At 59.0% G+C, this 25,731-nt stretch carries 26 protein-coding genes and 1 pseudogene; 13 read left to right on the top strand and 14 right to left on the bottom strand.

What is annotated here, in order from left to right:
- The first annotated feature begins 23 nt into the window (after positions 1 to 23).
- On the top strand, positions 24 to 749 hold the full coding sequence (locus G113_RS03895; protein ID WP_005893789.1) for a 3-ketoacyl-ACP reductase FabG2: 726 nt from the start codon (positions 24 to 26) through the stop codon (positions 747 to 749).
- Positions 746 to 1,984, top strand: a complete 1,239-nt coding sequence (locus G113_RS03890) for a beta-ketoacyl-ACP synthase (protein WP_005893787.1) — start codon at positions 746 to 748, stop codon at positions 1,982 to 1,984. The genes G113_RS03895 and G113_RS03890 overlap by 4 nt, the downstream gene beginning before the upstream one ends.
- Positions 1,985 to 2,043: 59 nt before the next feature.
- Here the strand turns inward: G113_RS03890 and mog are convergent, their stop codons facing one another.
- Positions 2,044 to 2,574: a molybdopterin adenylyltransferase gene (mog, locus tag G113_RS03885; protein WP_005893786.1), complete on the bottom strand. Its 531-nt coding sequence runs from the start codon at positions 2,572 to 2,574 to the stop codon at positions 2,044 to 2,046.
- Between the two features lie 412 nt (positions 2,575 to 2,986).
- Here mog and G113_RS03880 point away from each other — a divergent pair, with 412 nt between their 5' ends.
- The 4 genes from G113_RS03880 (at position 2,987) to folA (ending at position 5,537) form a co-directional block, all read left to right on the top strand.
- On the top strand, positions 2,987 to 3,325 hold the full coding sequence (locus G113_RS03880; protein WP_005893784.1) for a DUF3135 domain-containing protein: 339 nt from the start codon (positions 2,987 to 2,989) through the stop codon (positions 3,323 to 3,325).
- Positions 3,326 to 3,630: 305 nt separating this feature from the next.
- Positions 3,631 to 4,428 carry a threonine/serine exporter family protein gene (locus G113_RS03875; protein ID WP_051106561.1) on the top strand — a complete coding sequence of 266 codons (798 nt, stop codon included), beginning with the start codon at positions 3,631 to 3,633 and terminating at the stop codon, positions 4,426 to 4,428.
- Positions 4,429 to 4,531: 103 nt separating this feature from the next.
- Entirely contained in the window at positions 4,532 to 4,999 is a 468-nt protein-coding gene (locus tag G113_RS03870; protein ID WP_005893781.1) for a threonine/serine exporter family protein, read from the top strand.
- A gap of 22 nt (positions 5,000 to 5,021) precedes the next feature.
- A complete protein-coding gene (folA, locus tag G113_RS03865; protein ID WP_040318881.1) occupies positions 5,022 to 5,537 on the top strand; it encodes a type 3 dihydrofolate reductase in 516 nt (171 codons plus the stop codon).
- Positions 5,538 to 5,620: 83 nt separating this feature from the next.
- Here folA and G113_RS03860 read toward each other — a convergent pair whose 3' ends face one another.
- Genes G113_RS03860 through lptD form a run of 6 tightly spaced genes read right to left on the bottom strand, consistent with a single transcriptional unit; the run spans position 5,621 to position 12,344 of the window.
- A complete protein-coding gene (locus G113_RS03860) occupies positions 5,621 to 6,448 on the bottom strand; it encodes a symmetrical bis(5'-nucleosyl)-tetraphosphatase (RefSeq protein ID WP_005893779.1) in 828 nt (275 codons plus the stop codon).
- 6 nt (positions 6,449 to 6,454) lie between these two features.
- The gene (gene apaG / locus G113_RS03855; RefSeq protein WP_005893778.1) at positions 6,455 to 6,817 is read right to left on the bottom strand and encodes a Co2+/Mg2+ efflux protein ApaG; all 363 of its coding nucleotides are present in this window, start codon (positions 6,815 to 6,817) and stop codon (positions 6,455 to 6,457) included.
- Positions 6,818 to 6,821: 4 nt separating this feature from the next.
- Entirely contained in the window at positions 6,822 to 7,634 is an 813-nt protein-coding gene (rsmA, locus tag G113_RS03850) for a 16S rRNA (adenine(1518)-N(6)/adenine(1519)-N(6))-dimethyltransferase RsmA (RefSeq protein WP_005893776.1), read from the bottom strand.
- On the bottom strand, positions 7,631 to 8,617 hold the full coding sequence (gene pdxA / locus G113_RS03845; protein WP_005893775.1) for a 4-hydroxythreonine-4-phosphate dehydrogenase PdxA: 987 nt from the start codon (positions 8,615 to 8,617) through the stop codon (positions 7,631 to 7,633). Before pdxA ends, rsmA begins: the two co-directional genes overlap by 4 nt.
- Positions 8,617 to 9,915, bottom strand: a complete 1,299-nt coding sequence (gene surA, locus G113_RS03840) for a peptidylprolyl isomerase SurA (RefSeq protein WP_005893773.1) — start codon at positions 9,913 to 9,915, stop codon at positions 8,617 to 8,619. Before surA ends, pdxA begins: the two co-directional genes overlap by 1 nt.
- Before the next feature lie 29 nt (positions 9,916 to 9,944).
- On the bottom strand, positions 9,945 to 12,344 hold the full coding sequence (gene lptD, locus G113_RS03835) for an LPS assembly protein LptD (RefSeq protein WP_005893772.1): 2,400 nt from the start codon (positions 12,342 to 12,344) through the stop codon (positions 9,945 to 9,947).
- A gap of 178 nt (positions 12,345 to 12,522) precedes the next feature.
- Here lptD and G113_RS03830 point away from each other — a divergent pair, with 178 nt between their 5' ends.
- Genes G113_RS03830 through djlA form a run of 3 tightly spaced genes read left to right on the top strand, consistent with a single transcriptional unit; the run spans position 12,523 to position 15,063 of the window.
- The gene (locus tag G113_RS03830; RefSeq protein WP_005893769.1) at positions 12,523 to 13,554 is read left to right on the top strand and encodes an aminoglycoside phosphotransferase family protein; all 1,032 of its coding nucleotides are present in this window, start codon (positions 12,523 to 12,525) and stop codon (positions 13,552 to 13,554) included.
- Entirely contained in the window at positions 13,551 to 14,219 is a 669-nt protein-coding gene (gene murU, locus G113_RS03825) for an N-acetylmuramate alpha-1-phosphate uridylyltransferase MurU (RefSeq protein ID WP_005893768.1), read from the top strand. The genes G113_RS03830 and murU overlap by 4 nt, the downstream gene beginning before the upstream one ends.
- Before the next feature lie 16 nt (positions 14,220 to 14,235).
- Positions 14,236 to 15,063, top strand: a complete 828-nt coding sequence (djlA, locus tag G113_RS03820) for a co-chaperone DjlA (RefSeq protein ID WP_005893767.1) — start codon at positions 14,236 to 14,238, stop codon at positions 15,061 to 15,063.
- Between the two features lie 72 nt (positions 15,064 to 15,135).
- Here djlA and G113_RS03815 read toward each other — a convergent pair whose 3' ends face one another.
- The 4 genes from G113_RS03815 to G113_RS03800 form a co-directional block, all read right to left on the bottom strand.
- A complete protein-coding gene (locus tag G113_RS03815) occupies positions 15,136 to 16,491 on the bottom strand; it encodes an NCS2 family permease (protein WP_005893766.1) in 1,356 nt (451 codons plus the stop codon).
- Between the two features lie 263 nt (positions 16,492 to 16,754).
- On the bottom strand, positions 16,755 to 17,090 hold the full coding sequence (locus tag G113_RS03810) for a hypothetical protein (protein WP_005893765.1): 336 nt from the start codon (positions 17,088 to 17,090) through the stop codon (positions 16,755 to 16,757).
- An 89-nt stretch (positions 17,091 to 17,179) separates the two neighbouring features.
- Positions 17,180 to 18,847, bottom strand: a complete 1,668-nt coding sequence (gene ettA, locus G113_RS03805) for an energy-dependent translational throttle protein EttA (RefSeq protein WP_005893764.1) — start codon at positions 18,845 to 18,847, stop codon at positions 17,180 to 17,182.
- A 222-nt stretch (positions 18,848 to 19,069) separates the two neighbouring features.
- Positions 19,070 to 19,948, bottom strand: coding sequence for a lytic transglycosylase domain-containing protein (locus G113_RS03800; RefSeq protein ID WP_005893763.1), 879 nt, complete (start codon positions 19,946 to 19,948; stop codon positions 19,070 to 19,072).
- A gap of 269 nt (positions 19,949 to 20,217) precedes the next feature.
- Here G113_RS03800 and G113_RS03795 point away from each other — a divergent pair, with 269 nt between their 5' ends.
- Entirely contained in the window at positions 20,218 to 20,667 is a 450-nt protein-coding gene (locus tag G113_RS03795) for a globin domain-containing protein (protein ID WP_005893762.1), read from the top strand.
- A gap of 637 nt (positions 20,668 to 21,304) precedes the next feature.
- Positions 21,305 to 21,916, top strand: a complete 612-nt coding sequence (locus tag G113_RS03790; protein WP_005893760.1) for a YitT family protein — start codon at positions 21,305 to 21,307, stop codon at positions 21,914 to 21,916.
- A 64-nt stretch (positions 21,917 to 21,980) separates the two neighbouring features.
- Here the strand turns inward: G113_RS03790 and G113_RS03785 are convergent, their stop codons facing one another.
- Genes G113_RS03785 through G113_RS03775 form a run of 3 tightly spaced genes read right to left on the bottom strand, consistent with a single transcriptional unit; the run spans position 21,981 to position 24,658 of the window.
- Positions 21,981 to 22,787 (bottom strand): heme ABC transporter ATP-binding protein, encoded by an 807-nt coding sequence (locus tag G113_RS03785; protein ID WP_005893758.1) that lies wholly within the window; start codon positions 22,785 to 22,787, stop codon positions 21,981 to 21,983.
- Positions 22,788 to 22,793: 6 nt separating this feature from the next.
- Positions 22,794 to 23,825 carry a FecCD family ABC transporter permease gene (locus G113_RS03780; RefSeq protein ID WP_040318880.1) on the bottom strand — a complete coding sequence of 344 codons (1,032 nt, stop codon included), beginning with the start codon at positions 23,823 to 23,825 and terminating at the stop codon, positions 22,794 to 22,796.
- Positions 23,822 to 24,658, bottom strand: coding sequence for a heme/hemin ABC transporter substrate-binding protein (locus tag G113_RS03775; protein ID WP_005893756.1), 837 nt, complete (start codon positions 24,656 to 24,658; stop codon positions 23,822 to 23,824). Before G113_RS03775 ends, G113_RS03780 begins: the two co-directional genes overlap by 4 nt.
- Before the next feature lie 159 nt (positions 24,659 to 24,817).
- Here G113_RS03775 and hutX point away from each other — a divergent pair.
- Positions 24,818 to 25,332 (top strand): annotated as a pseudogene (gene hutX / locus G113_RS03770) (heme utilization cystosolic carrier protein HutX).
- Positions 25,329 to 25,731, top strand: a 403-nt coding sequence (gene hutZ, locus G113_RS03765; RefSeq protein WP_005893754.1) for a heme utilization protein HutZ, incomplete at its 3' end; no start/stop codon positions are given. The pseudogene hutX and the gene hutZ, both read left to right, overlap by 4 nt.

Below are 25,731 nucleotides of genomic sequence, written 5' to 3'. Positions count from 1 at the left end.
AATTTGTTAGGGAAGGATTGATTATGAGTTCCACCGTATTGGTGACGGGTGCCAGCAAGGGCATAGGCCGGGCCATCGCCTTGACGCTGGCCCGGGATGGCTTTCACATAGTGGTGCACTATCACGGTGACCGCTCAGGCGCAGAGGCAACCCTGGCCGAGCTAGTGGCGGCGGGGGGCCAGGGGCGACTGATCCAGTTCGATATCTCGAACAGGGAAGAGTGCCGCACCCGGCTCGAGTCGGACATCGAGACCCATGGCGCCTATTACGGCGTGGTCAGCAACGCCGGTGTCATCCGCGATGGCGCCTTCCCGGCCTTGACCGATGAAGATTGGGATGGGGTGCTGCACACCAATCTGGATGGTTTTTACAACCTGCTCAAGCCCTGCATCATGCCGATGATTGGGCTGCGCCGGGGCGGGCGCATCGTCACTCTCTCCTCCGTCTCAGGCATCATGGGCAACAGAGGTCAGGTCAACTACAGCGCCGCCAAGGCGGGCATCATCGGGGCCAGCAAGGCTCTGGCGCTGGAGCTCGCCAAACGCAAGATCACCGTCAATTGCGTGGCCCCCGGGCTCATCGACACCGGCATGGTCAATGCCGAGGTAGAGGCCGAGGCGATGAAGATGATACCGCTCAAGCGCATGGGCCAGGCTGACGAAGTGGCGGGGCTGGTCTCCTACCTGATGTCGGACATAGCGGCTTACGTGACCCGCCAGGTGATCTCCATCAATGGAGGCCTGATATGAGCGCGAACAACAGGCGGGTCGTGGTGACCGGCATGGCCGGAGTGACCGCCTTTGGCAACGACTGGCAGAGCGTGGGGCCGCGCCTCAAGGCCGAGCGCAATGGGGTGTGCCAGATGCCGGAGTGGGCCGTCTATGAGGGGCTCAATACCCGACTGGCCGCCCCCATCCCGGGCTTTGCATTGCCGAGCCACTATACCCGCAAGCAGACCCGTGCCATGGGCCGCGTCTCACAGCTATCCACAGTGGCGACCGAGCTGGCCCTCAGCCAGGCTGGCCTGATTGGCCACCCGGTACTGACCGGTGGCCGCACCGGCATCGCCTACGGCTCCTCCACCGGCAGTACTGCGCCCATCAGCGCCTTCGGCGCCATGCTCAACGACAAGACCACGGCCAGCATCACGGCAACCACCTATGTGCAGATGATGCCCCACACGGCGGCGGTCAATACTGGCCTCTTCTTTGGGCTGCGTGGCCGGGTCATTCCCACCTCGAGCGCCTGCACTTCCGGCAGTCAGGGGATTGGCTATGCCTATGAGGCGATCAAGCATGGCTATCAGGATCTGATGGTGGCGGGTGGCGCGGAGGAGCTTTGCCCTTCTGAGGCCGTGGTGTTTGACACCCTGTTCGCGACCAGCTTGCAAAATGAGACTCCGCAGCAGAGCCCCAGACCCTTTGACAGGGATCGCGATGGTTTGGTGATAGGGGAGGGGGCTGGCACCCTTGTGCTGGAGGAGCTGGAGCATGCCCTGGCGCGGGGCGCGACCATCCTCGCCGAGCTGGTGGGGTTTGCCACCAACTGCGACGCCGCCCATGTCACCCAGCCCCAGAGAGAAACCATGCAACTCTGCATGGAGATGGCCTTGAACGATGCCGGTTTGCAGGCCGGGGACATTGGCTATATCAGTGCTCACGGCACGGCGACCGAGCGTGGCGATATTGCCGAGAGTCATGCCACAGGTGCTATTTTCGGGGACAAGACCCCCATCTCCTCATTGAAAAGCTACCTTGGTCACACCCTGGGAGCCTGCGGCGCCATCGAGGCCTGGCTCTCTTTGGAGATGATGAATGAGGGCTGGTTCTCTCCCACCCTCAACCTGAACGAGCCGGATCCCGCCTGCGCCCCGCTGGACCATATCCGCAGCGGCGGCCGGGTGCTGGATGTGGAGTACGTGATGTCCAACAACTTCGCCTTTGGTGGCATCAATACCTCGCTCATCTTCAAGCGCTGGCCGTGATGGCCGGCATGGCAAAGAGGCGCCCTTGGGCGCCTCTTTTTATTGGGGGTGAGCAGAGCTTACTGCTTGGGGCGAAAAGGCTTGATGACGTTCTCATCGCACTCGAGATAGGGCCCTTCCATCAGATCGATGCAGTAAGGAATGGCGGGGAAGACCGCATCCAGGCACTCGCGAATGGATTTTGGTTTGCCTGGCAGGTTGACGATAAGGGTACTGCCCCGCAGGCCTGCGGTCTGGCGGGAGAGAATGGCGGTCGGGACGAACTTGAGCGACTCGGCGCGCATCAGCTCACCAAAGCCCGGCATCATGCGATCGCACACCGCCTCGGTCGCTTCAGGGGTGACATCACGCTTGGCGGGCCCTGTGCCCCCGGTGGTGACGATGAGGCAGCACTGCGCGTCATCCGCCAGCTGAGTCAGGCATGCCTCAATCTGGGGCTGTTCGTCCGGGATCAGGCGGTAGACGGCTTCCCACTCACAGCTCAGGTAGCACCCAAGCGTGTCCATGATGGCCTTGCCGGAGAGGTCCTCGTAGATGCCTGCACTGGCTCTGTCACTGACGGTGACTATGCCGATCTTTGCCTTATTCATACGATCCCTTGTCTGTCGCGATAGATAGGGAAATAAAATAGCATAATCAGATAGATATGTTAAATCCTGGGCTCGGTGGCCAATATGTCGCGTGATTGTTCATGGGGTTGTCGAACAGCTTGAAAATACATTTTCAGACGTAAAGTCCGCAATGGGAATAATAGTGCTACCCGGCTTGTTAAAAATGTATAAGAGATCATGGTTCGGGATGAGCTTCGATTTAAAAATTCAAGATGCTGATCTGCAATGATTAATATGTTCTTGTCGTAGGGAATTGTATTCAATGGAAGCCCGCAAGCGATTTAATGGTAAATTGAACTCCGCTCCCCCTTGGCATATATAACCAGTAGGAGAGGCTGGAACAGGCAATGTTCCGGCATCACACCCTCTCGATGCGAGAGTGGAGGGCGATATGGAATTACCTGATTTTGATACCTTGAAACGACTGGCCGCAACAGAGCCTCACTTGCTTGAGACCCTGCTCTATGAACAGATAGAGGCGGTGATAGAAACAGCCAATCCGGATCAGCAGCGCAGATTGAGAGGATTGCAGTTTCAGGTCGACTGCCAGCGCAGACTGGCCAAGAACCCCATCGACAGCTGTCTTCGCATCGTCAACATGATGCAAGACTCCTTCTTCCTGATGCGAAGCGAGATGAGCCGGCTCTGCTATTTCTCGGAAGAGGATGAACTTCCCCCATTGCCACCGCGCGATAATGTGGTCTCGTTGCAGGACCATCGCCATAAATAAGTGCCATTCGGCAATGACCTGTGCCGTGTTATAGCGTGGAAAATTATTATTCCGGATGACCTGGCGGATGAGTCAAACATTGTTTTATCGAGTTTTATTTGTCGCGCTGGCATGTTGTGATGTTAAGGAGACTACTATCCCATGCTGGTTGTTGATTGCACCCATTATTATGAGTGATATCGCTTTCAAGCTATTTTTCATTCGGTTAGTTGATCTCTCACCCTAATATACCCTACCAAGGATGGGTGAATAGCCTGGCCAGCTAGGCTAAGATAGCGCCTTTAACGCTACGACTCGAAGGGAATATGAGAAGTATCAGTCCAAGAAGGGTGCTGTCCCGGGAACAGCAGACAGAGGTCACCCGCATCCTCGTCAAGACAGGACAGATGTTGGCCCAGTTTGGTGCCGAAAGCCGGCTCATCGAGCAAACCACAATGCGGCTGGGTCTGGCGCTTGGGTTGGAGAGTGTCGAAATGGCCATCTCCTCAAGCGCCATCGTGCTGACCAGCCTCTATCAGGGGCATTGCGTCACCACCACCCGCCGGGTGCGCGAGCACGGCATCAATATGCAGGTGGTATGCGAGGTACAACGACTGTGCATCATGGCGGAGAAGCACCTCATCGGGGCGCGGGAAGTCAGGCAGCGACTCGATGCCATCAAACCCTTCCACTATCATCCCTGGCTGGTGGTCCCCATGGTGGGGTTATCCTGTGGTGCCTTCAGCCTGCTGTTTGGCGGCGATTGGCCCATCTTCCTGGTTAGTTTTGTCGCCAGCGCCGTCGCCATGCGGGGACGCCAGCTGATGGCGCGCCATCACCACAGTCCGCTCATCAACTTTGCCGTGACCGGCTTCATCGCCACACTACTTGCCTCCAGTGCCACTTTTTTTGGCTGGGGTGAACAACCCTACCTCGCCATGGCAGCCAGCGTCCTGTTGCTGGTGCCAGGGTTTCCCCTCATCAATGCGGTCTCCGACATGGTCAAGGGCTACTTCAATATGGGGCTGGCCCGCTGGGGGACCGCGACCCTGCTCACCATCAGTGCCGCTGTCGGCATAGTGCTTGCCATGTCGGTCACCGGGATCTGGGGGTGGAAAGTATGATGCCATTGCAGCTGGTGGTTGCTTCGAGGGGCTCGGATAGAAGTCTCAGTCTCGTTACCCGACTGGTCACATCGTCAGACCGCGGGATCTGGGGGGGGCGGCCATGATGGATCTGCTCTGGCTGTTGCTCAAGGATGCCTTCTGGTCGGCTATCCCGGCGGTGGGCTTTGCCATGCTGTTCAACGTGCCGCCCCGTATGCTCAAGTATTGCGCCATGGGCGGCGCCCTGGCCCATAGCCTGCGAACCTTGTTGATGCATGAGGGGATGCCCATCGAGTGGGCAACTCTGGCGGCGGCGACCACTGTCGGCTTTGTCTGTGTCCATTGGTCGCGGCGGCTGCTGGCCCCGCGTCCCGTGTTCAGCGTGGCCTCCATTATCCCCATGATCCCCGGCAGCTATGCCTTCAAGACGATGATTGCCATTGTCGAACTCAATATTCACGGGGTGACCCTGGAGCTTATCCAGAGCGCCCTGGAGAATGGGTTGAAGGCTATCTTTATCGTCGGCGCCCTGAGCTTCGGGCTGGCGATACCCTCGCTGGTCGTGTACCGTAACCGGCCCATTGTGTGAGAGATGCTGTGAGACTGACGCCATGAAGATTTCCATGATTGCCGCCATGGCCTGTGATCGCGTGATCGGCAAGGACAACCAGATGCCTTGGCATCTGCCCGCCGATCTGGCCCATTTCAAGCGGGTGACCTTGGGTAAACCTATCCTGATGGGGCGTCGCACGTTCGAGTCCATCGGTCGTCCCCTTCCGGGAAGGCGTAATCTGGTGATCAGCCGCAATGCGGACTATGCCCCCGAGGGTGTCGAGGTGTTCTCTTCCCTGGAGGCCGTGCTGAGCAGCCTTGATGAGGGAGGAGAGGTGGAGGAGCTGATGGTGATTGGCGGCGGCAATCTTTATCGTCAGTTGCTGAACCAGGCCGACACCCTCTATCTCACCCAGATTGACCTGAATGTGGAGGGTGACACCCGCTTCCCGGCCTATGAGGCGCAGGAGTGGCATTGTGTGGCGAGCGAGGCTCATCAGCCGGATGAGAAGAACCCCCACGCTTATCGCTTCGAGACCCTGGTGCGCCACGGCCCATCGGCGGTGTCGCCCTAGGTGTAGGGTGTTGACAATAAAAAGGCCCCGTGAGGGGCCTTTTATTGGTCTGTGCTTCTGCGGATCGCCGCTGGGCCCATATCTCAGCGAGCATGCGCGGGGCAGGGGGTGCTGATCAGGGCATCATCTTCCAGACGCCACAGGGTGAGGCTGTTGCCCCAGACGCAGCCGGTATCGAGGGCCTTGATATGGCTGCGGCCAGTGCTGCCCATCAAGGCCGCCCAGTGACCGAATACCAGGGTGGGATCGTCGCTATGACGTTCCCGCAGTTCGAACCAGGGGTGCAGTCCGGGCGTCGACTCATCAGGCCCCAGCTTGCACTTGAAGTCGAGCCGACCATCGGCGTGGCAAAAGCGCATCCGGGTGAAGCTGTTGATGATGTAGCGATAGCGATCTATGCCGATCAGGCCTTCATCCCAGCTGTCGGGATGATCGCCATACATGTGATGCAGCAGCCATTGATACTGGTCGCTTCGCAGCAGGCTCTCCACCTCCCTGGCACAGCGGCGGGCGGTATCGGCATCCCACGCCGGAGAGAGACCTGCATGGACCATCATCACAGGGTTGGTCGGGTGGCTGCACTCGGCCAGCAGTGGTCGATGACGCAGCCATTCCAGCAGGGCATCCCTGTCCGGCGCCTCCATCAGGGTCTGCAGCCTGTCTTTTTTCTTGAGGGGCGCCACCCCTTCGGCGACCGCCAGCAGATGCAGGTCATGATTGCCGAGTATGCAGACGGCGCTATCCCCAAGAGACTTGGCAAAGCGCAGCACAGAGAGAGAGTCTGGTCCCCGTGCCACCAGATCCCCCGCCAGCCAGAGTCTGTCCTTTACGGGATCAAAATCAGCCAGCTCGAGCAGGCGGCGCAGGTCGTCATAGCAACCCTGTATATCACCGACAAAACAGTTTGCCATGAAACCTCAATTGATAATGTGGGGAACGGCCAGGGTGAAGGGGGCTATGGGGGCATCGAACTCATTGCCCGCGTCATCCCGCATCCGATAACTCCCCTCCATGACCCCGAGGGGGGTATCGAGGGGAACGCCGCTCTGGTAACGGAAGGTCTCACCGGGGGGGATGACGGGTTGTTCACCGACCACGCCAGGCCCCTCGACCTCCACTATCTTGCCGTTGGCATCGGTGATGATCCAGCGCCGGGCGAGCAGTTGTGCCGAGCCAGGTCCCAGATTCTGGATCTCGATGAGATAGAGAAACTGGTAGGGATCCTGGCTGTCCTCGATATAGCTGGGATGAGGGCGGATATGAATGGTCGGTGTCGCCATGATGTCAGGCCTGTTGCTGGTCAGCCAACCAGTTGGCGATGGTCACAAACTGTTCCAGGGAGAGATTCTCCGGGCGCAGGGTGCTGTCTATGCCAAGCTCGGTGAGCTGGTCCACGGTGATGAAGTTCGCAAAACTGTTGCGAATGGTCTTGCGGCGCTGGCCGAAGCCCTCGGTACAGACCCGGCTCAGGCAGCGCAGATCCTTGGCGACTATGGTCGGATTTTTGTGAGGCACCAGGCGCACCACGGCAGAGTCCACTTTCGGGGCTGGCTTGAAGGCGCCGGGACCCACTTCCAGTACCGGGATCACCTGACAGTAGTATTGAACCATGACGCTCAGGCGGCCATAAGCCTTGCTGCCGGGGCCGGCACACATCCGCAATACCACTTCTTTTTGCAACATGAAGTGCATGTCTGCTACCCGGTCGGCAAACTCGCACAGGTGGAAGATAAGCGGGGTAGAGATGTTGTAGGGCAGGTTGCCGAAGATGCGCAGCGGCCCCTTGCCTTCGCCCATCAGGGTCCCAAAGTCGAAACGCATGGCATCGGCTTCGATCACGGTCAGCTTCTCTTTCAGAGTGGGGTGCTCGCGCAGACGCGCGGCCAAGTCCCTGTCCAGTTCGACCACTGTCATCTTGTCCATCTGGGAGGCGACCGGTTCGGTCAGTGCTGCCAGACCCGGGCCTATCTCCACCAGGTTCTGACCCGGCTGTGGATTGATGGCGGCCACTATCTGATCGATCACATAGCTGTCGTGCAAGAAGTTCTGACCGAAACGCTTACGGGCCGTGTGGCCCATGTGCATCTTACTGCTCATATTTTTTTCTCTACCATCAGAATGGCGTGGTTAAGCGCGGTGATCAGGCTGCCAGAATCTGCCAGGCCCTTGCCTGCCAAGTCCAGCGCAGTGCCGTGATCCACCGAGGTACGGATAAAGGGGAGTCCGAGGGTGATATTGACCGAGCGCCCGAAGCCCTTGTACTTGAGCACGGGCAACCCCTGGTCGTGGTACATGGTCAGTACCGCGTCCGCATCCTTGAGGTACTTCTCCTGGAACAGGGTATCGGCTGGCAGGGGGCCAACCAGATCGATCCCTTCCTGGCGCAGGGCGTTCAGAGCGGGTTCGATCACGTCTATTTCTTCCCGGCCCAGGTGACCCCCTTCCCCGGCGTGGGGATTGAGGCCGCAGACGTAAATCCTGGGACTCGCAATGCCAAATTTGCTTTTCAGATCCGCATTGAGGATGCGGATCACCTTGCCCAGACGCTCCGCCGTGATGGCTCGAGCGACATTGGCGAGGGGAATATGGGTGGTGGCCAGTGCCACCCTCAGGCCGTCGGTGGCGAGCAGCATGACCACATCGCCGACCCCGGCCTGCTGGGCAAAGAACTCGGTGTGGCCGCTGAACGAGACCCCAGCCTGGTTGATGATGCCCTTGTGCACCGGGCCTGTGACCACAGCGGCAAACTCGCCGCTCAGGTTGCCATCACAGGCGCGCTGCAAGGTAGTCAGCACATAGGCACCATTGGCCTCGTCGAGCTCGCCCGCCACCTCGGTTGTCCCCAGGGTGACAGGACAGAGGGTCAGGCTACCTGCCCGCTGGGGGGTGGCGGGCAGGGCGGGATCGTAGGGGACGAGTTCGATATCGAGTCCCAGAATGGCGGCTCGGCGGCGCATCAGCGCAGGATCGGCCACCACCACTAGCTGATGAGGCCAATCGCGCTGGGCGATCTCGAGCACCAGATCCGGCCCAATGCCTGCCGGCTCACCCGGCGTTATTGCGAGACGTTGGCAAATCATCAACTACTGGCGCCTTCGATGCGGATATAGGCTTCATCGCGCAGCTCATCCAGCCAGGCCTGGGACTCTTCCACGAAGCGGCGATTGTAGATCAGCTGGTAAGCACGCTGTTCCTGAGCCTTGTCGGTGGCATCCTGGCTGCGTCTCTCTTCCAGCTGAACCAGGTGCCAGCCGTGGCTGGTACGGAACGGTTCGCTGTACTGACCGGGTTGCAGGCGATTGACCATGTCGCGGAACTCAGGGACATAGACGTTGGGATCGGACCAGCCGAGCTCGCCGCCTTGTACCGCAGAACCCGGATCTTCGGAGTACTTCTCTGCCAGGGCGGCGAAGTCAGCCTTGCCGCTCTTGATATCGTGGAGGAAGCCATCGAGCATGCCCTTGGCCTTCTCTTCGCTCAGGATGATCGAGGGTTTGATCAGGATGTGGCGGGCTTTGACCTCGGTCTGCACCACTTGTTGTATCCCCTTGGCATCGAACACCTTGACGATGTGCAGGCCAGCACCGGAACGCAGCGGGCCAACGATGTCACCCTTCTTGGCACCCTGTACCGCATCGGCCATCAGGGTTGGCATCTCTTGTGGGCTCATCCAGCCCCAGTCGCCGCCTTCCAGGGCCTTGGGGCCATTGCTCTCGGCGATGGCCAGCTCGCGGAAGTCTGCGCCGTTACGCAGGCGCTTGAGCAGGCTGTCGATCTTGGCTTTGGCTGCATTGAGCTGCTCGGCACTCGGGTTGTCCGGCAGGGCTATCTGGATGTGACCGACATGAAACTCCTGCTGTTGCTGGCCCTGTTTCTGCAACGCCTGCACCACCTGCTTGACCTCTTGATCCGAGATGTTGATGCGGCGGCGGATCTGGTTGCGGCGCACCTCGTTCATCAGGATCTCGCGACGCACTTCTTCCCGGTACTGGGCATAACTGATGCCCTCCCGATCAAGCTGGGCACGCAATTGTTCCAGGTTCATCTTGTTGTCGGCAGCGATGCTGTTGATGGCCTGTTCGAGCTGGGTGTCGCTTATCTTCAGACCTTGCCGGTCCGCCAGCTGCAATTGCAGACTCTCCTGGATCAGGCGATCCAGCGCCTGTTTGCGCAGGGTGACGTCATCGGGCAGCGCCTGGCCGCTCTCCCTGGCAGAGAACTTGATCTTGTTGACCAGAGCCTCCTGCTGGCTGGCGAGTACTACGTCTTTGTTGACCACAGCCAGCACTTTGTCGATGAGCTCAGGGGCGGCAAAGGCGCTCTGGCTCATGACACCTAACAGACCTGCGGTCAGCAGGGAAATCCACGTCTTCTTCATATCCATCTCTCAAGGCGTTTTGCGATGACTCATTTGTCCCGCAGGTTAAACGGACGAATGTAGGGCAGGGCATCTGTATCCAGACTGGTGCCCTTGGCCCCTGTACCCACACTACCCAATCCTTTCATTTCAAACTGGATGCCAAAACTACGCTCCGAGGTGGGCTGGTAGGTGACGTTATCCGGGCTGTTGACCCACTCCAGATTGAAGTTGATGCTCCAGCAACAGGAGTCATATTTGACGCCAATCTTACGATCAACTTTTACGTTCTGATCCAGGTCGTAGTAGTAGCCACCATACATGTGCCACTGCTCATTGATAGGAGAACCAATTACCATGCCGACCTGGTTGATATTGGCCGTCTCACCACTGCGGGTAAGGTCATAGTTGGCATCACGAACGAAGCGGTAATTGACTTGGCTCACCAGCTTCTCACGGCGGTATTCCAGGGCACTGTTGGCGGCGCTGAACTCTTTTTCCTGCACGTCATACTGAGCGCCGGCATGGGCGAACCACTGCTCGCTTATCTTGGCGTCTCCCTCGAACGACAGGGGAGAGCGAGTGTTGGTGCTCGCCTCATCGCTGGGATAGAGGGTGACCCTGGGGGCGACAAAATCGAATGCCTGGGCCACTGCCAGACGGAGGCGCTCATCCCCTACGGCATCATAGACCCGGCTGGTCAGGCCTACCGAGACCCGGTTGGAGTCACTTATTCTGTCCAGACCAGCGAAACGGCGATCGCTGAACAGGCTGTAGTAGTCCTGGCGCATGCTGGTCGAGTCATAGATGCCTATGTTGTCCTGATCCTTGTAGGGGACATAAAGGTACTGAAACTCGGGTTCCAGGGTCTGGTTGGCATTTTCACCAAACCAATCCTGCTGGCGATCGAAGGTCATGCCACCTTTGAGGCGGAACGAGGGCAACACCCGGGTGACGTTGTCATCAAGACTGGTCAACCCCTTGTTACGGTAATAGGCCGTGAGCTTGCTGCTGTCAGGGACATCCTGATTGTACTGGGTGTACATCAGCTTGTACTGGCTATCCATATAGTAGCCAGCAGCGTCAATGAGCGGCACCGTCAGGGTCGGCGCACTATAGAGGCGGGTACCGGTGTAGGCTTCCCCTATGGTGGACTGATCGTTGTCATAGCCGAACTTGGTCAGTTCGGTATTCCAGGCAAGATCGAACCAATTGCCCTGACGGTAATAGTTGTGATTGATACGCGGCAGCATGGAGTGGGGCTGCTGGGCACCGGCCAGCAATATCTGGTAGGTCCGAGCCTCTGTGGTCAGGTTCCAGTCCTGCTGGTAATAACCGGCCTTGAAGGATTGCTGCAACTGGTTGTCGACCTGAGTGCCGACCGGCGGCGAGAAGTCGTTGAAATAGTTGTAATCCTTATCACGCACCTTGGTGTAATCGAGGGACATCACCAGGGCGTTATCGAGGAAACGTGACGTATGGCGGGCACTGAGCAGATAGCGGTGACCATCGGCGAGATAGTCATTGAGGCTATCCGTCTCGTCATACTGCTTGTCGTCGGCCAGGTTCTCGAAATAGAGGCTGCCGGTATGGGACGGGTTCGGCATATAGCGGAACTCGAGCTGTTCCATCAGACCGCGCCTGTCCATGAAGCGGGAGCTGATCGTCGCGTCGTAGTTGGGGGCTATGTTCCAGTAGAAGGGCTGGTTGATGTCCATGCCGTTCTTGGAGCTCTGCTCATAACTGGGGTAGAGCAGACCCGTCTTGCGCTGATCCTTGATCGGGAAATTGATATAGGGGAAATAGAACACCGGGTAGTCATAGAGCCAGAGGCTGGCGTTCCAGGCTTCGCCGAACACCTCGTTCTGATCGATGTCGATGCTTCCCGCCTTCAGGGTCCAGGCTTCCTGGCCCGGTGGGCAAGTGGTGTACTGCGCCCCCTCCAGAGTGATGTTCTGGTTGTTATTGGTCATGATGACCCGCTCGGCCGAGCCGCGCACCGGCGAGCCATGAACCTGATAGACACCCTCTTCCAGCTCGGAATCTTTGGTGTTTAGGTTGGACTTCAGGGTCTTGTCACTGGTCACAGTGATTTGGCCATCGTTGTAGTAGATGTTGCCGATGGCGATCACATCCCGGCTCTTCTGATCAACCTGGGCATAGTCAGAATCAAACTTGCGGACACCCTGGCGAACTTTTACGTCGCCCTGATAGACGGCAGTACCGCCTTGCTTGGCCTCGAGACGATCAGCATCCACCTCCACCGGCAGGGCGTTGGCATCCTGATTGGCGGGGGCTTTTTCTATCTTGGGAACATAGTCATAGCAGAGACCGTCCAGCAGACCAGTGGCGGCGGGTACGCCCAATGGCGCAGCCTGGATATATGCCGGGCTGGCAAGGCCAATGGTCAGGGCGATGGGACAGGCACGCCCCAGTGTCCATTTTGTCATTTAGAAGACTCGCGCAATCCGTATCGAAACGGCTGATTCAAGAGCATGCATAATACGCCAGGACTCATCGAGTTGACATTGCATCTCATTGCTTTATGTTAGCCAGCAATGATAAAGCATTATTGCGGCCAGGGCTAACAGCCTAGCGCTGCTTTCCTCCTTCAGCGGTCCTTCACTCATGTCCAATCGTTTCGATGCCCTGCTCCAGTTCGCTCGCCAATACACCGGTGACCCCCAGCTAACACCAACGCTTATCTCTGGTGATGCCAGTTTCCGCCGTTACTACCGGGGGGCAGGTCTCGTCTGGGTGGATGCCAATCCCCAAACCGAGAAGAATCACGAATTCGTCCGCAATGCGGCCGCCTTGCATGCCTGTGGTCTGCTGGCGCCCGAGGTGCGAGCGGTCGATTACCGTCTTGGTCTGCTGGCGGTGACGGATCTTGGCGACATCCAGCTGATTAACTGCCTGGACGAGACCAGCGTACTGGCCTGGTATGAGAAAGCCATCGCCCTGCTGCCTCAGCTTGGGGATGTGGCGTTGGCTCTGGAGCCTTTCGATGAGCTCTTCATGGCCCGGGAGAATGCCATCTTCCCGGAATGGCTGCTCGGCAAGCATCTGCAGCTGCTGCTCAGCGACGCAGAGCAGCGTCTGCTTGACGACACCTTCGCCTGCCTGACCGCCAACAACCTTGCCCAGCCACAAGGGGTGATGCACCGGGATTTTCATAGTCGCAATCTGATGGTGTGCTGTGTGACGGAAGGGGCCCCCGTTCCTGCCCTGAGCGAGTTGGCCATCATCGATTTTCAAGACATGGTCATGGGCCCCCTCAGCTATGATCTCGTCTCCCTGTTGAAAGACTGCTACGTGCGCTGGCCGGACGCGGTGATCGAGCAGGGCATGCAGCTTGGCTTTGAACAGCTGAGCCAAACCGGGCTGCTTGGTGAGCTTGATTATGCCAGCTTCCGTCGTCATGCCGACCTGACCGGTATGCAGCGTCATCTGAAGGCGGCGGGTCTATTCACCCGTCTCTACCACAGAGATGGCAAATCAGGTTATCTCAAGGACATTCCTCGCACTCTGGGTTATGTGGTGGATAGCTGCCAGCTACATGGCGCCACCTATCCTGTACTGGCCGAGTTTGGTGACTGGCTGGTGCGCCGGGTCCTGCCCGGTTTTGCTGGCACGGTAGTTGAGGGTAAGGGTCAATGAAAGCCATGATTCTGGCGGCCGGTCGCGGTGAGCGGATGCGCCCGCTCACCGACAGCCTGCCCAAGCCGCTGCTGATGGTCGGGGGCAAGCCGCTTATCGTCCATCATATCGAGAAGCTAAAAGCTGCCGGAGTACGCGAGCTGGTCATCAACCATGCCTGGCTCGGTGATAAACTGGTGGCGGTCCTTGGCGATGGCAGCCAGTTCGGGGTGCAGATAGCCTGGTCTGCGGAGGCGACGGCCCTCGAGACGGCGGGAGGCATAGTACAGGCGCTGCCTCTGCTGGGAGATGCCCCTTTTTTGGTGATCAACGGTGATACCTGGCTGGGGCTGGATTACACGCCTCTGGTATCTCAGGAGCTGGGGGGGGATCTCGCCCATCTCTGGTTGGTCACCAATCCTCCCCAGCATCCGGACGGGGATTTTTCCCTTGAGGGGGATAGAGTCTGGGATCGCCCCGGCCTGACGTTTAGCGGCGTTGGTCTCTATCAAGCCGAGGCCTTCAGTGCCCTCACTCCGGGCAGTCGTAAACTTGCCCCGCTGCTGCGCGACTGGATGGCGCAAGGACGGGTAGGCGGTTCGCTTCTTACTGGAGACTGGCGCGATATCGGCACTGTGGCACGGCTGCGTGCCCTGGACGATGAGCTGGTAAGCTCCACTAATTAATATGAGGTTTTGAGTCATGCGTATTTGGGGCAAGGTGCTTGGCGCCTTCTTCGGTTTTCTGCTCGGCAATATTTTTGGATTGCTGATAGGCCTCTGGCTCGGTCACAGATTCGACCGTGGTATCGGCATCCAGGGGGCCTTTCGTCGCACCCCGACCGCCGAGCAACAGGCTATTTTCTTCCATGCCACCTTCGCGGTCATGGGCCACATTGCCAAGGCGGGGGGGCAGGTCACCGAGCAGGAGATCCGGGTCGCTGCGGCACTGATGGAGCGGATGCGCCTCTCCCCCGAGCAGCGCAGCAACGCCCAGCGCTCGTTTCGCGAGGGTAAAGAGGCTGATTTTCCCCTGCGCCAGACCTTGGCGGGGTTTCGCAGTGCGAGCCAGGGCCAGCGCGACATCTTGCGCTTCTTCCTTGAGGTGCAACTGCAGGCGGCATTTGCCGATGGTCAGGTCGAGGCTGCCGAGCGCGCCATCTTGCAGACCATTGCCGAGGAACTGGGCTTCAGCCAGATAGAACTGGCGCGGATCCTTGCCATGGCCGAAGCGCAGATGAACTTCTTCCGCCATGGCGGCCAGGGTCAGTATCAAGGGGGTCATCACTCTGCGGGTCAGCAACCGCCTAGCCGGGACAGGCTCAAGGATGCCTACCAGTTGTTGGGGGTGAGCGAAGAGATGTCGGATGCCGAGGTGAAGAAAGCCTATCGCAAGGAGATGAGCAAGCATCACCCGGACAAGCTTGCCGCCAAGGGCTTGCCGCCTGAGATGATGGAGATGGCCAAGGAGAAGGCCCAGGAGATCCAGCAAGCCTGGGAGTGGATCCGCGAGGCCCGCGGCATCCGCTAGCCCCACGTCACCGAACGTCAGCCAAAAAAATGCCAGTCGAGAGACTGGCATTTTTGTTGGTGTCGGTGGCGCTTAGTGGGCGTCGACCCAGACGAACTTGATCACGAACAGCAGGGCGACGACCAGCACGCAGGGGTTGATCTCGCGCCAGCGGCCGGTACCTGCCTTCATCACGCAGTAGGAGATGAAGCCGACGGCTATCCCCTCGGTGATGGAGAAGCTGAACGGCATCATGACGGCCGTCATGAAGGCCGGTACCGCTTCGGTCAAATCTTCCCATTTTACTTTGGTCAGCTCGGAGCACATCAGCACGCCCACGTAGATGAGGGCGCCGGCGGCGGCATAGGCGGGCACCATGGCGGCGATGGGGGAGAAGAAGATGGCCAGCAGGAACAGGAGGCCGACCACGATGGCGGTCAGGCCGGTACGACCACCGACGGCAACCCCTGAGCTGCTCTCGATATAGGCGGTCACCGAGGATGTGCCCATGAAGGCACCGCCCACTGAACTTACGCTGTCGACCATCAACGCCTGTTTCATGCGCGGGAAACGGCCCTTGTCATCCGCCAGCTTGGCACGGCTGGTTACTCCGATCAGGGTGCCTGAGGAGTCGAACAGGTTGACCAGCATGAAGGAGAAGATGATGCCTGCCAGGCTGATGTCGAGTGACCCCATCAGATCCAGCTGGCCGAATACCGGCGCTATGCTGGGCGGCATGGAGACGAAGCCCTTGAAGGTCACATCGCCAAACAACCAGCCCAGGGTGGTGGTGACCACGATGGCAATCAATACGGCGGAGTGCACGCCACGAGCGGAGAAGATACAGATCAGGAAGAACCCTAGCAGCCCCAGCAGGCAGGGCAGAGAGGTGAGATTGCCCACAGTCACCATAGTTGCGGGGCTGGCCACGACGATACCGGCGTTGTGCAGGCCAAGCAGAGCGATGAGCAGGCCGATACCGGCGGTGATGCCGACTCGCAAGGTGAGCGGTATGTTGGCGATGAGCCAGTAGCGCACCCGCAGCAGGGTGAGGATGAGCAGACCCAGGGCGCCCCAGAAGATGGTGCCCATGCCGACCTGCCAGGAGTAGCCCATGCCGGCGACGACCACGAAGGCGAAGAAGGCGTTGAGACCCATGGCAGGGGCCAGCGCGATAGGCAGGTTGGCCAAGAATCCCATCAAGATGCTGCCGATACCGGCGATGAGGCAGGTGGTGACGAACACCGCCTGGGTGTCCATACCTGCATTGGAAAGGATCTGCGGGTTGACGAAGACGATATAGACCATGGTCAGGAAGGTGGTGATCCCGGCGATGACCTCGGTGCGGGCCGTGGTGCCATGGCCTTGCAGGGCAAACAGGCGTTCGAGCAATCCTTGCCCGGCAGCCTGGTTGGCGGCCTTGTGGTCGGCTTGATGTGGTTGATTCATGTTGTATTCCAATAGGTGACGTGAAATAGGCGGCAGGCTCGCAGCCAGACCCATCCATGAGGGGCCGTGACTGGCGTCGTTGGCTAACGAATAGCCGGACTCGTCCTGATACCGTGACAGCGCGCACATTTTCACACAGGCGGCGTCGTTTACAAACCCCGGATCTGCGAAGCGGATCAATGAATAGAGTAAAAATTCAAACGTTTGTCATCTATCGGATAAAGAGGGGGGCGTGCGAGGCTCAGTTGTCGTCCTGGGGAGGTTCAGAGGGTCTTGAAGTAGCGTTCGACCAGCAGTGCCAGCATGGCATCGCTGCGTTCCTGCAAGGTGGCAAGGACCAGCCCCATGCGCGCAATCAGTTGCGTGGCTTGCTCCTCGCTCAACTTGCGATCGTCGATGAAGAACTCCTGCTCCGGCAACTGCTTGTCATGGCGTGGCAGCAGGACCCAGTGCAGCCGTTCGGGCTCGATGGCCGCAAAAATCCGGGTGGCGGCGGCACAGAAGGTATCTATGTGCGCCTTGCCATCGGGGCCCAGGCAACCGGGTTCGAGCCGGATCTGGATGGTGAGTCTCTTGGCGGTGACAGTCATCTGAGTCATCGGTGGGCATCTGTAGGGAAGACGGGGAGATTGTAAGTCAAAAGGCAGTAAAAAGGGGAGCCTGAGCTCCCCTTGTCATGCCATCACCCTTATTTGGTGATGCGTTTGTACTTGGCTCTGTGTGGCTGGACCGACTCGGCGCCGTAGGTTTTCTTCTTCCACTCTTCATATTCGGTGAAGTTACCCTCGAAGAAGGCGATGTTGCCCTCGTCCTGGTAATCCAGAATGTGGGTGGCGATGCGGTCGAGGAACCAGCGATCGTGAGAGATGACCATGGCACAGCCCGGGAACTCCAGCAGGGCGTTCTCCAGGGCACGCAGGGTTTCGATGTCCAGATCGTTGGTCGGTTCATCGAGGAGCAAGACGTTGCCGCCGGTTTGCAACAGTTTGGCCAGGTGCAGACGGCCACGTTCACCCCCGGAGAGCTCGCCGACCCGCTTCTGCTGATCCGCCCCCTTGAAGTTGAAGCGGCCGATATAGGCGCGGCTCGGGAACTCATGGTTGCCGATGCGCAGTATATCCTGGCCATCCGCCACTTCCTGGAACACCGTCTTCTTGTCGTCCATGCTGTCGCGGAATTGATCCACCGAGGCCAGCACCACTGTGTCGCCCAAGCTGATGGTGCCGGAATCCGGTTGCTCCTGGCCCGACATCATGCGGAACAGAGTTGATTTACCTGCACCGTTCGGGCCAATGATACCGACGATGGCCCCCTTCGGAATGGCGAAGGAGAGATCGTCGATCAACACGCGGTCCCCATAGGATTTACGCAGGTTGCTCACTTCCAGCACCTTGTCGCCGAGGCGGGGTCCGGGCGGAATGAACAGCTCGTTGGTCTCGTTGCGCTTCTGGTAGTCGTTGTTGTTGAGCTCCTCGAAGCGCGCCATCCGGGCCTTGGACTTGGCCTGACGGCCTTTGGGATTCTGACGAACCCACTCGAGCTCTTTCTCGATGGACTTGCGACGAGCCGCCTCGGAGCTGGCCTCTTGCGCAAGACGGGCATCTTTTTGCTCCAGCCAGGAGGAGTAGTTGCCTTCCCACGGAATGCCTTCGCCGCGGTCCAGCTCCAGGATCCAGCCAGCCACGTTGTCGAGGAAGTAGCGATCGTGGGTGATGGCGACCACAGTGCCCTCGTAGTCGTGCAGGAAGCGCTCCAGCCAGGCTACGGATTCCGCATCCAGGTGGTTGGTCGGTTCATCCAGCAGCAGCATGTCCGGCTTTTCCAGCAGCAGGCGGCAAAGGGCCACACGGCGGCGCTCACCACCGGAGAGGTGCTGGATCTTGGCATCCCAGGCGGGCAGACGCAGGGCATCGGCGGCGCGCTCCAGCTGGTTTTCCATGTTGTGGCCACCTTGGGATTCGATGATGGCCTCCAGCTCACCCTGTTCGCGGGCCAGCTTGTCAAAATCGGCATCCGGATCGGCATAGGCGGCATAGACCTCGTCCAGACGAGCCATGGCACGTTTGACTTCGCCTACCGCCTCTTCCACGGCTTCGCGAACGGTCTGTTCCGGATCCAGCTTCGGCTCCTGGGGCAGGTAGCCAATCTTGATGCCGGGCTGCGGGCGGGCTTCCCCTTCGATCTCGGTGTCCAGCCCTGCCATGATGCGCAGCAGGGTGGATTTACCGGCGCCATTCAGACCCAGCACGCCGATCTTGGCGCCGGGGAAGAAGGAGAGGGAGATATTCTTGAGAATATGACGCTTGGGCGGTACGACTTTACCGACCCGGTTCATGGTGTAAATAAATTGAGCCATTGGCTAATTCTCTTTCCTTTTCATCAGGTTAACTTGCTTGTGTCAACAGGCTGATGTCGTGGTGGGGCCAACTGGCGACAGGGGCCAGCCGGTTCCGAATAACGGTGCGATTGTAAACCAATGGCCGACGGGGGGAAAGTCGATGCCGGTGTGGAAATATCGGCCGATAATGGCAGGCGATGGTGGTGAGGAGTGAGGTGCCGCACAAGGTTTTGTGCGGACTCAGCGGTGGGCTGGCGGCTTGATGGTTCGGCTGCTGACCTGATTGGGGGCGGGATCCTTGCCCGCGAAGTAGAGCACCTTGCGCACATACTGCTGGGTCTCGGCATAGGGGGGAATGCCGCCGTATTGATCCACGGATTTTTCCCCGGCGTTGTAGGCCGCCGACATCAATACCCAGTCACCGTCGAAGCGGCGATGCAGCCACTTGAGATAGGCCATGGCGCCACGGATGTTCTGCTCGGGATCGAAAGGGCGAGTAACACCAAAGCGGACCTGGGTGGCGGGGATGAGTTGCATCACACCCTGGGCATTCTTGGGGGAGATGGCGCCAGCTTCTAGATTGGATTCGGCGATGGCGATGGCCAACACCAGGCGTGGGTCTATGTCGTGGCGATTGGCTGCCTGACGCAACTGGTTGGCGAGCTTGCGCTTGGCGGGGGATTGTCGTGCCAGATAGGCGTCGAGGTTGAAAGGGGTTGTGGGAACGGCGAAGTGGCCGCCGCCGCCACTGACTCCGGCGCCGCAGTTGTCCCCCATGGGGACATTGCCGACCCGGCTGTTGTAGTAGCGGGCGGCTTGCTGGTTGCCCAGGCGCATCGCCATTGAGAGATAGCCGTTGGCCAGTTTGGGGTTGCGGGGGGCAAGCAGACGGCCAATACGATAATAACCTTCAGGATTGCCCGTGCTGGCGGCGACGCAATAGAGCCGTATCGCCTGGCTGATGTTACCCTGACTTTGAGCCGCCTGGCCCTGCTGGAGAGCGTTGATGGCTCGGGGGGCCTGACGAAAGGGTTCCTTGGTGGCTGCCTCTGCTATCCCTGTACTGATCAACAGCAGGGGCAATAGCATAAACAACAGCGTATTGGGCCAGTTCACCATGATATCTCTCCCATCAATGACCAGTACCTATAGGGGAAACGGGGAGTAAGTGCCAGCCAGAGGGTGGACCCTGTGGTTATGGTATGGCGAGGTTCAAGAACGAAATGGTCTGGAACTTATCGCCAGGCGCCATGACGCCGAAGTAAACCGCAGCAATGGCCATCTATTGATGAATTAAGGTGATGTCAAACACAGTGTTAATAACTATTTTATTATTAATGCTGTGTGGCTTCCTCGGGACGAGGAGCGAGGATGGCTAAGGATTGTCTATGACCTTTGATGAGATCGATCTGGTACAGCGGGCCTGGAGTCGTATTTCTCTGTTTAGCAATGCATTCGTTCGAGAGATTTATCAGGAGTTGTTTCGCCTCGATGAGCGCCTAGAGACGATGTTTTCCCTGACAGATGACCGTTTGATCGACAAGGTGGCCCAGACCCTCAACACCGTCCTGACCAGCCTGGAGCAACTTGACTCCCTGCGCTTCATCATTCGCCACCTTGGCGAGCGGCATCGGCAGTATGGCGTGCTGCCCGCCCATTTCGATCTGGTCAAGGAGGCCATGACCCGGGTGATGGCATGCCGACTGGGGGAATACTTCACGCCAGCCCTGGCACTTGCCTGGTCAGGTGCCTATGACGAGATTGCTGCCATCATGATTGAAGGGTTGCAGGCCGAGGAGCCTTGCACTGAAGGGGCTGACATGGATATTTCCCAATAAGGCCCGCTGTAGCCGGGTGTCCAGCTTGTTCTTGTTTCCTGTCACTGAAGAGCCAGTCTCTGGTGGATGGCTCCCCGCGTTCTTTGCCTGAGTTGGACATCAATTGGCTCATGGTATCAGTAAAGCTGCGGATCATTGGTGCAGGCCCGGGCCGGCATATAACGGGCCAAGATCCGTGCCCCAGCCGCACACGGGGCTGAGCTTCTTCCTGTTCCTGAGAGGGGGGCGCTGCAACCCAAACAGGTATTGGCCCATACCTTTCTCATCCCCATTCGGGTTCTGCTGAGCCGCGTCCTGATGGGACAGTAACCGGCGGCTTTCCAGTGAATGGCGTGTTGTTGATCATGGGCGTTGCGTCTATGCCCGCTTGGTGAATATCTGCTACTGGCTGAGTGCTGCCTGTTAAAAACAGAGGTATCGATTGGCAATCCCGGACCCGGGTGTCAGGTAGCATCGCTTTATATTGGTGCAACCGCTGTCAAGGTGAGGTGACAGAAGCCAAGTTGGTGCATGCCGGTACGCTATTGTGATCCTGTTCACAAAAAATAGACTGGTGTGAATCAAGAAGGCCCCGGACAGAGGGCCCGCACTCGCCTCGCTCAATGAAGGCGCCCCCCTTCGCAAACGGATATGACTTATGGACAAGACCCCCCACCCCCGTACGCATCCTCTCTATGAGGATGTGCTGGCCTTGCTGATCGCCGCAGGCTTCGTCTCTCTTGGTATTTTTCTGTTTCATCAGGTGGGACTGCTCACCGGTGGGACCGCTGGCCTGGCGTTGCTGCTGCAACAGTTGACGGGGCTCAGTTTTGGCCTGCTGTTCTTCGGCATCAACCTGCCGTTTTATGCACTGGCCTGGCTCAGGATGGGACCCCGTTTTACCCTCAACACCTTCGTTTCGGTCGCCGCGGTATCTTTCATGACGGATCACCTCAATGGCGTCTTGCAGATAGGCAAGATTGAGCCCATTTATGCGGCACTGATTGGCGGTACCTTGATTGGCATGGGGCTGCTCATCATGTTTCGCCATAAATCGAGTCTGGGGGGCTTCAATATCCTGGCGCTATTTATCCAGGACAGATTCGGCATCCGGGCTGGCAAGCTACAGATGGGGCTTGATTGCGCCATCGTCATCACCTCTTTCTTCGTAGTATCCCCTTGGCTGCTGGCACTTTCCGTGGTGGCGGCCATCATCTGTAACCTGATGTTGACACTCAACCACAAGCCGGGCCGTTATCAGATAGCCTGAATCCAGAACGACGATCCCATTGACAAGAGCGCCTCAGGGCGCTCTTTTCGCTGCTTTACTCTGCCTAGCTGACGATGGGAAGGCCGCTCTGAGGGTGAAGCATGACCTCGGCGGGGTAATCATAGAGAGACTGGATAAGGGCCGGAGTCAGTACCTCGGCGGGCGAGCCGTCGGCCATCACTCTGCCATCGGCCAGCATCAGCAGACGATCGGCGTAACGGGCGGCGAGATTGAGATCGTGCAACACCACCAGCACGGCGGTATCTCGGGCCGCCAAGGCGCGTGCCAGGGTGAGCAGCTGATGCTGGTATTTGAGATCCAGTGCGGAGGTGGGCTCATCGAGCAGCAGCAGCCTGGGGCAGCTCAATGCATTGGGCGCCTGCCAGATTTGTGCCAACACCCGGGCGAACTGCACCCGCTGACGCTCACCTCCCGATAGCCCGGGGTAGAGACGATTGGCCAGATGTTCGACCCCGCAATGTGCCATGGCAGCACTGACTATCTCGCCCTGGCGCGCAGTCGGCTCGCTATGAGGCAAGCGGCCCATGGTCACCACCTCTTTACACAGAAACGGAAAGTTCAAGGATGAGCTTTGGGGCAGCACTCCCAGTCGATGCGCCAGGATATTGGCCTGCCACTGCGCGCGGGGCTGGCCGAATAGCCGTATCTCTCCTCCATAATCGAGTTCGCCGGTGATGCACTTGAGCAGGCTGCTCTTGCCCGCGCCATTGGGGCCGAGCAGAGCGGTGAGAGTGCCGCCACTCAGGGTCAGGTTCAGATCGCGCAGTATATGTTTGTCACCGCGGCGCAGGTTGACGGCCTGGCAACTGAGCAGTGGCTGGGCCGGATTGTGTTGGGGGGCGAGGGACATGGATGCCTAGAGTGTGCGGCGGCCGCGTAGCAGCAGCCAGAGGAAGAAAGGAGCACCGAGCAGGGCCGTGATGATACCGACGGGCAATTCGGCTGGCGCCAGCAGCGTTCGGGCCAGCATGTCGGCCCCCAGCAGCAAGGCCGCGCCGATCAGGGCTGACAGTGGTAACAGCCGGACATGGTTGGGCCCGCACAGCAGCCGCACCAGGTGCGGCACGACCAGGCCGACGAAACCTATCATGCCCGCGATCGCCACGGCGACACCGACACCGGCAGCGGTGAGCAGGATCAGCCGCCGCTTCAGGGACTGCACATTGACACCGAGATGACGGGCTTCGGACTCCCCCAGCAGCAGGGCATTGAGCGGACCGGCATCCCGGACAAATAGCAGCAGGAGTATAGCCAGGGTCGCGAGGGCAAGCAGCATGTCGGCGGGCTTCCCTGCCGCGAGTGTCCCCATCTGCCACAGGCTGAGATCCCTCAGCATCTGATCGTCAGCCAGATAACTGAGCAGCCCCATCGCGGCGCCCGATAACGCGGTGATGGCCACCCCGGCCAGCAGCATGACGGTGACGGACGTGCCCCCCTGGCGGCTGCCGAGCAGATAGACCAGGGTCGTGGTGAGAGCGCCGCCGAGAAAGGCAAGCAGGGGCAGCAGGCCGAGGCCAACCTTGGCTTGCAGCTGCTGATCCAGAGGCGCCAGCAGTACGATGGCCAGGGCGGCTCCCAAGGCTGCGCCCCCGGAGACCCCTATGATGCCGGGATCGGCAAGGGGGTTGCGAAACAGCCCCTGCATCACGGCGCCGCACAGGCCGAGTATGCCGCCCACTGCCAGACAGAGCAGGGTACGTGGTAAACGGATCTCCTGTACTACCAGCAACTTGTGAGGTGCAAGCTGACTGGTCTCGCCAGCCAGCAGCGCCTGCAGACTCTCAGTCAAAGAGAGAGGCAGCGGCCCTGTCGCCAGGGAGCCGAGCAAGAGCGCGGTTAGCAGCAGACTGAGGCCAAGCAGTAGCCAGGAAAGCGGCAGTCGCATCATGAACCCTGTTTGATCCAGCCAGCGACCTTGCTGGCTTGTGCCAAGGTCATCAGGCTAAGCCCGCCCTGCAGGGCGTGACCATCAATGGCATGAATGGCGAGGCGCTTGCCAGCCGGTGTCGCACGAAGGGAGGAGACTTGCTGCAACACGGCTTGGGGATGTTGATATTGCTGCCAGTCTCGGCCACTGACCAGTACCAGATCGGGCTGCATCTCGATCAATGACTCGGTCGAGACGGGTTTGTAACCGCGCAAAGTGGCGACTGGATTGACACCGCCAGCGAGGGTGATCAGGGTGCTGGCCGTGGTATCGCCACCGGCAATGCTGGTGGGTTGTCCCTTGTGCAGCAGCAGGAAGACCACTGTAAGCGGCTTGTTCTGTTTCGCGTCAGTGGCGAGGCGGGCTGCCTCTTGAGTTACGCGCTCGTTCAACCTTTCACCGGCTTGCTTATCGCCGAGCAGCTTGGCAAGTGTGGTTATGCGCAGTTGCAGGTTGGCCAGGGTAGGTGCGGTGGCTTGCACCTCCACTTTGACGCCAGCACGGCCGAGCTGCTCCAGTGTGGCTTTGGGCCCCATCTCATCGCTGCCGACCACCAGTGTAGGGGAGAGGCTCAATATCCCCTCCGCCGCCAGGGCCCGGTGATAACCAACCCGGGGTAACCCCTTGGGATCCTGACTGCTGATGTCGGTCGCAACGAGTTGTTTTTCGCCACCCAGCGCCAGGATCAGTTCAGTGGTGGCGGGGCCTACGCTGATGATGCGTTCTGCCGCCATGATGGAACCGGACAGGGGAATGCAACTCAGCCAAAGGGCGAGGGCAAGGCGTGGGGCCATGCTAATCTCCAGAAGATAGATAGGGGTGAGCAGGATTGGTTGCTAGAATTTAATTATGAACATAAATGCAAATAATTATCAATTGTGTTTTTTGGGCTTCTTTTATTAGAGTGCCACCACGATTTGCAGAGGGGATGTGAGTCCCGAGGGAGAAAACAGATGAGCATTGCACTGCGCATTCATGAACTGCTGGAACAGGATCCCGGCGCTCACCCATCGAGCATAGCGAGCCAGCTGGCAGTCAGTGAATGGGAAGTGGTTCGCCATCTGCCAGCCGAGCTCGTGACGCTAGTGGCGGGGGAGCAAGCCGAGGGGCTGCTGGCGGATCTGGCCGATTGGGGGCAGGTGACCACCATTGTGGAATCTGAGGGATCCATCTTCGAAGTGAAGGCGCCTTTCCCCAAGGGTAAGAATGCCCGGGGTTATTACAACCTGATGGGGCGTGATGGCGAGATGCACGGCCATCTCAAACTCGACAACGTCATGCACGTCTGGCCCTGGTCAGCAAGCTGTTCATGGGCAAGGAGGGTCACTCCTTCCAGTTCTTTGGCCACACTGGCCGCTGCATCTTCAAGGTCTATCTGGGGCGGGATGAGAAGCGCCAGCTGCTCCCCGCCCAAGTCGAGCGTTTCATGGCCCTACGCCATCAGCATCAAGAGGAAGTCAAAGCATGAGTGAACGTCAGGAGCGTCTTCAGAATCGGTTGCAGCCGGAAATCCGTGAGTTTCGTGACGCTTGCCGCACCCTGCAGTTGGCAACGGTCGACAGCGAGGGCCGACCCAATGCCAGCTATGCCCCCTTTGTACTGCAATCCGATGGTTACTACGTGCTTATCTCCGAGATAGCGCGTCATGCCCGTAACTTGCAACAGGTGCCTCAGGTCTCACTGATGTTGATTGAAGATGAAAGCGGTGCTCGTGAGCTGTTTGCTCGCAAACGCCTCACCTTCGATGCCAGTGCCGAGGTGGTGGCGCGGGACGATGATCGCTGGCAAGTCGCGTTGACTGCCCTGCAGGAGCGTTTCGGCGAGATCATTGCCGGTCTGTCCAGATTGGAAGACTTCAAGCTGTTTT

It is taken from the genome of Aeromonas molluscorum 848, from assembly GCF_000388115.1.
GTDB lineage: Bacteria > Pseudomonadota > Gammaproteobacteria > Enterobacterales > Aeromonadaceae > Aeromonas > Aeromonas molluscorum.
The sequence above is the reverse complement of the archived record's forward strand: the minus strand, read 5'-3'. Positions and strand labels throughout refer to the sequence as shown.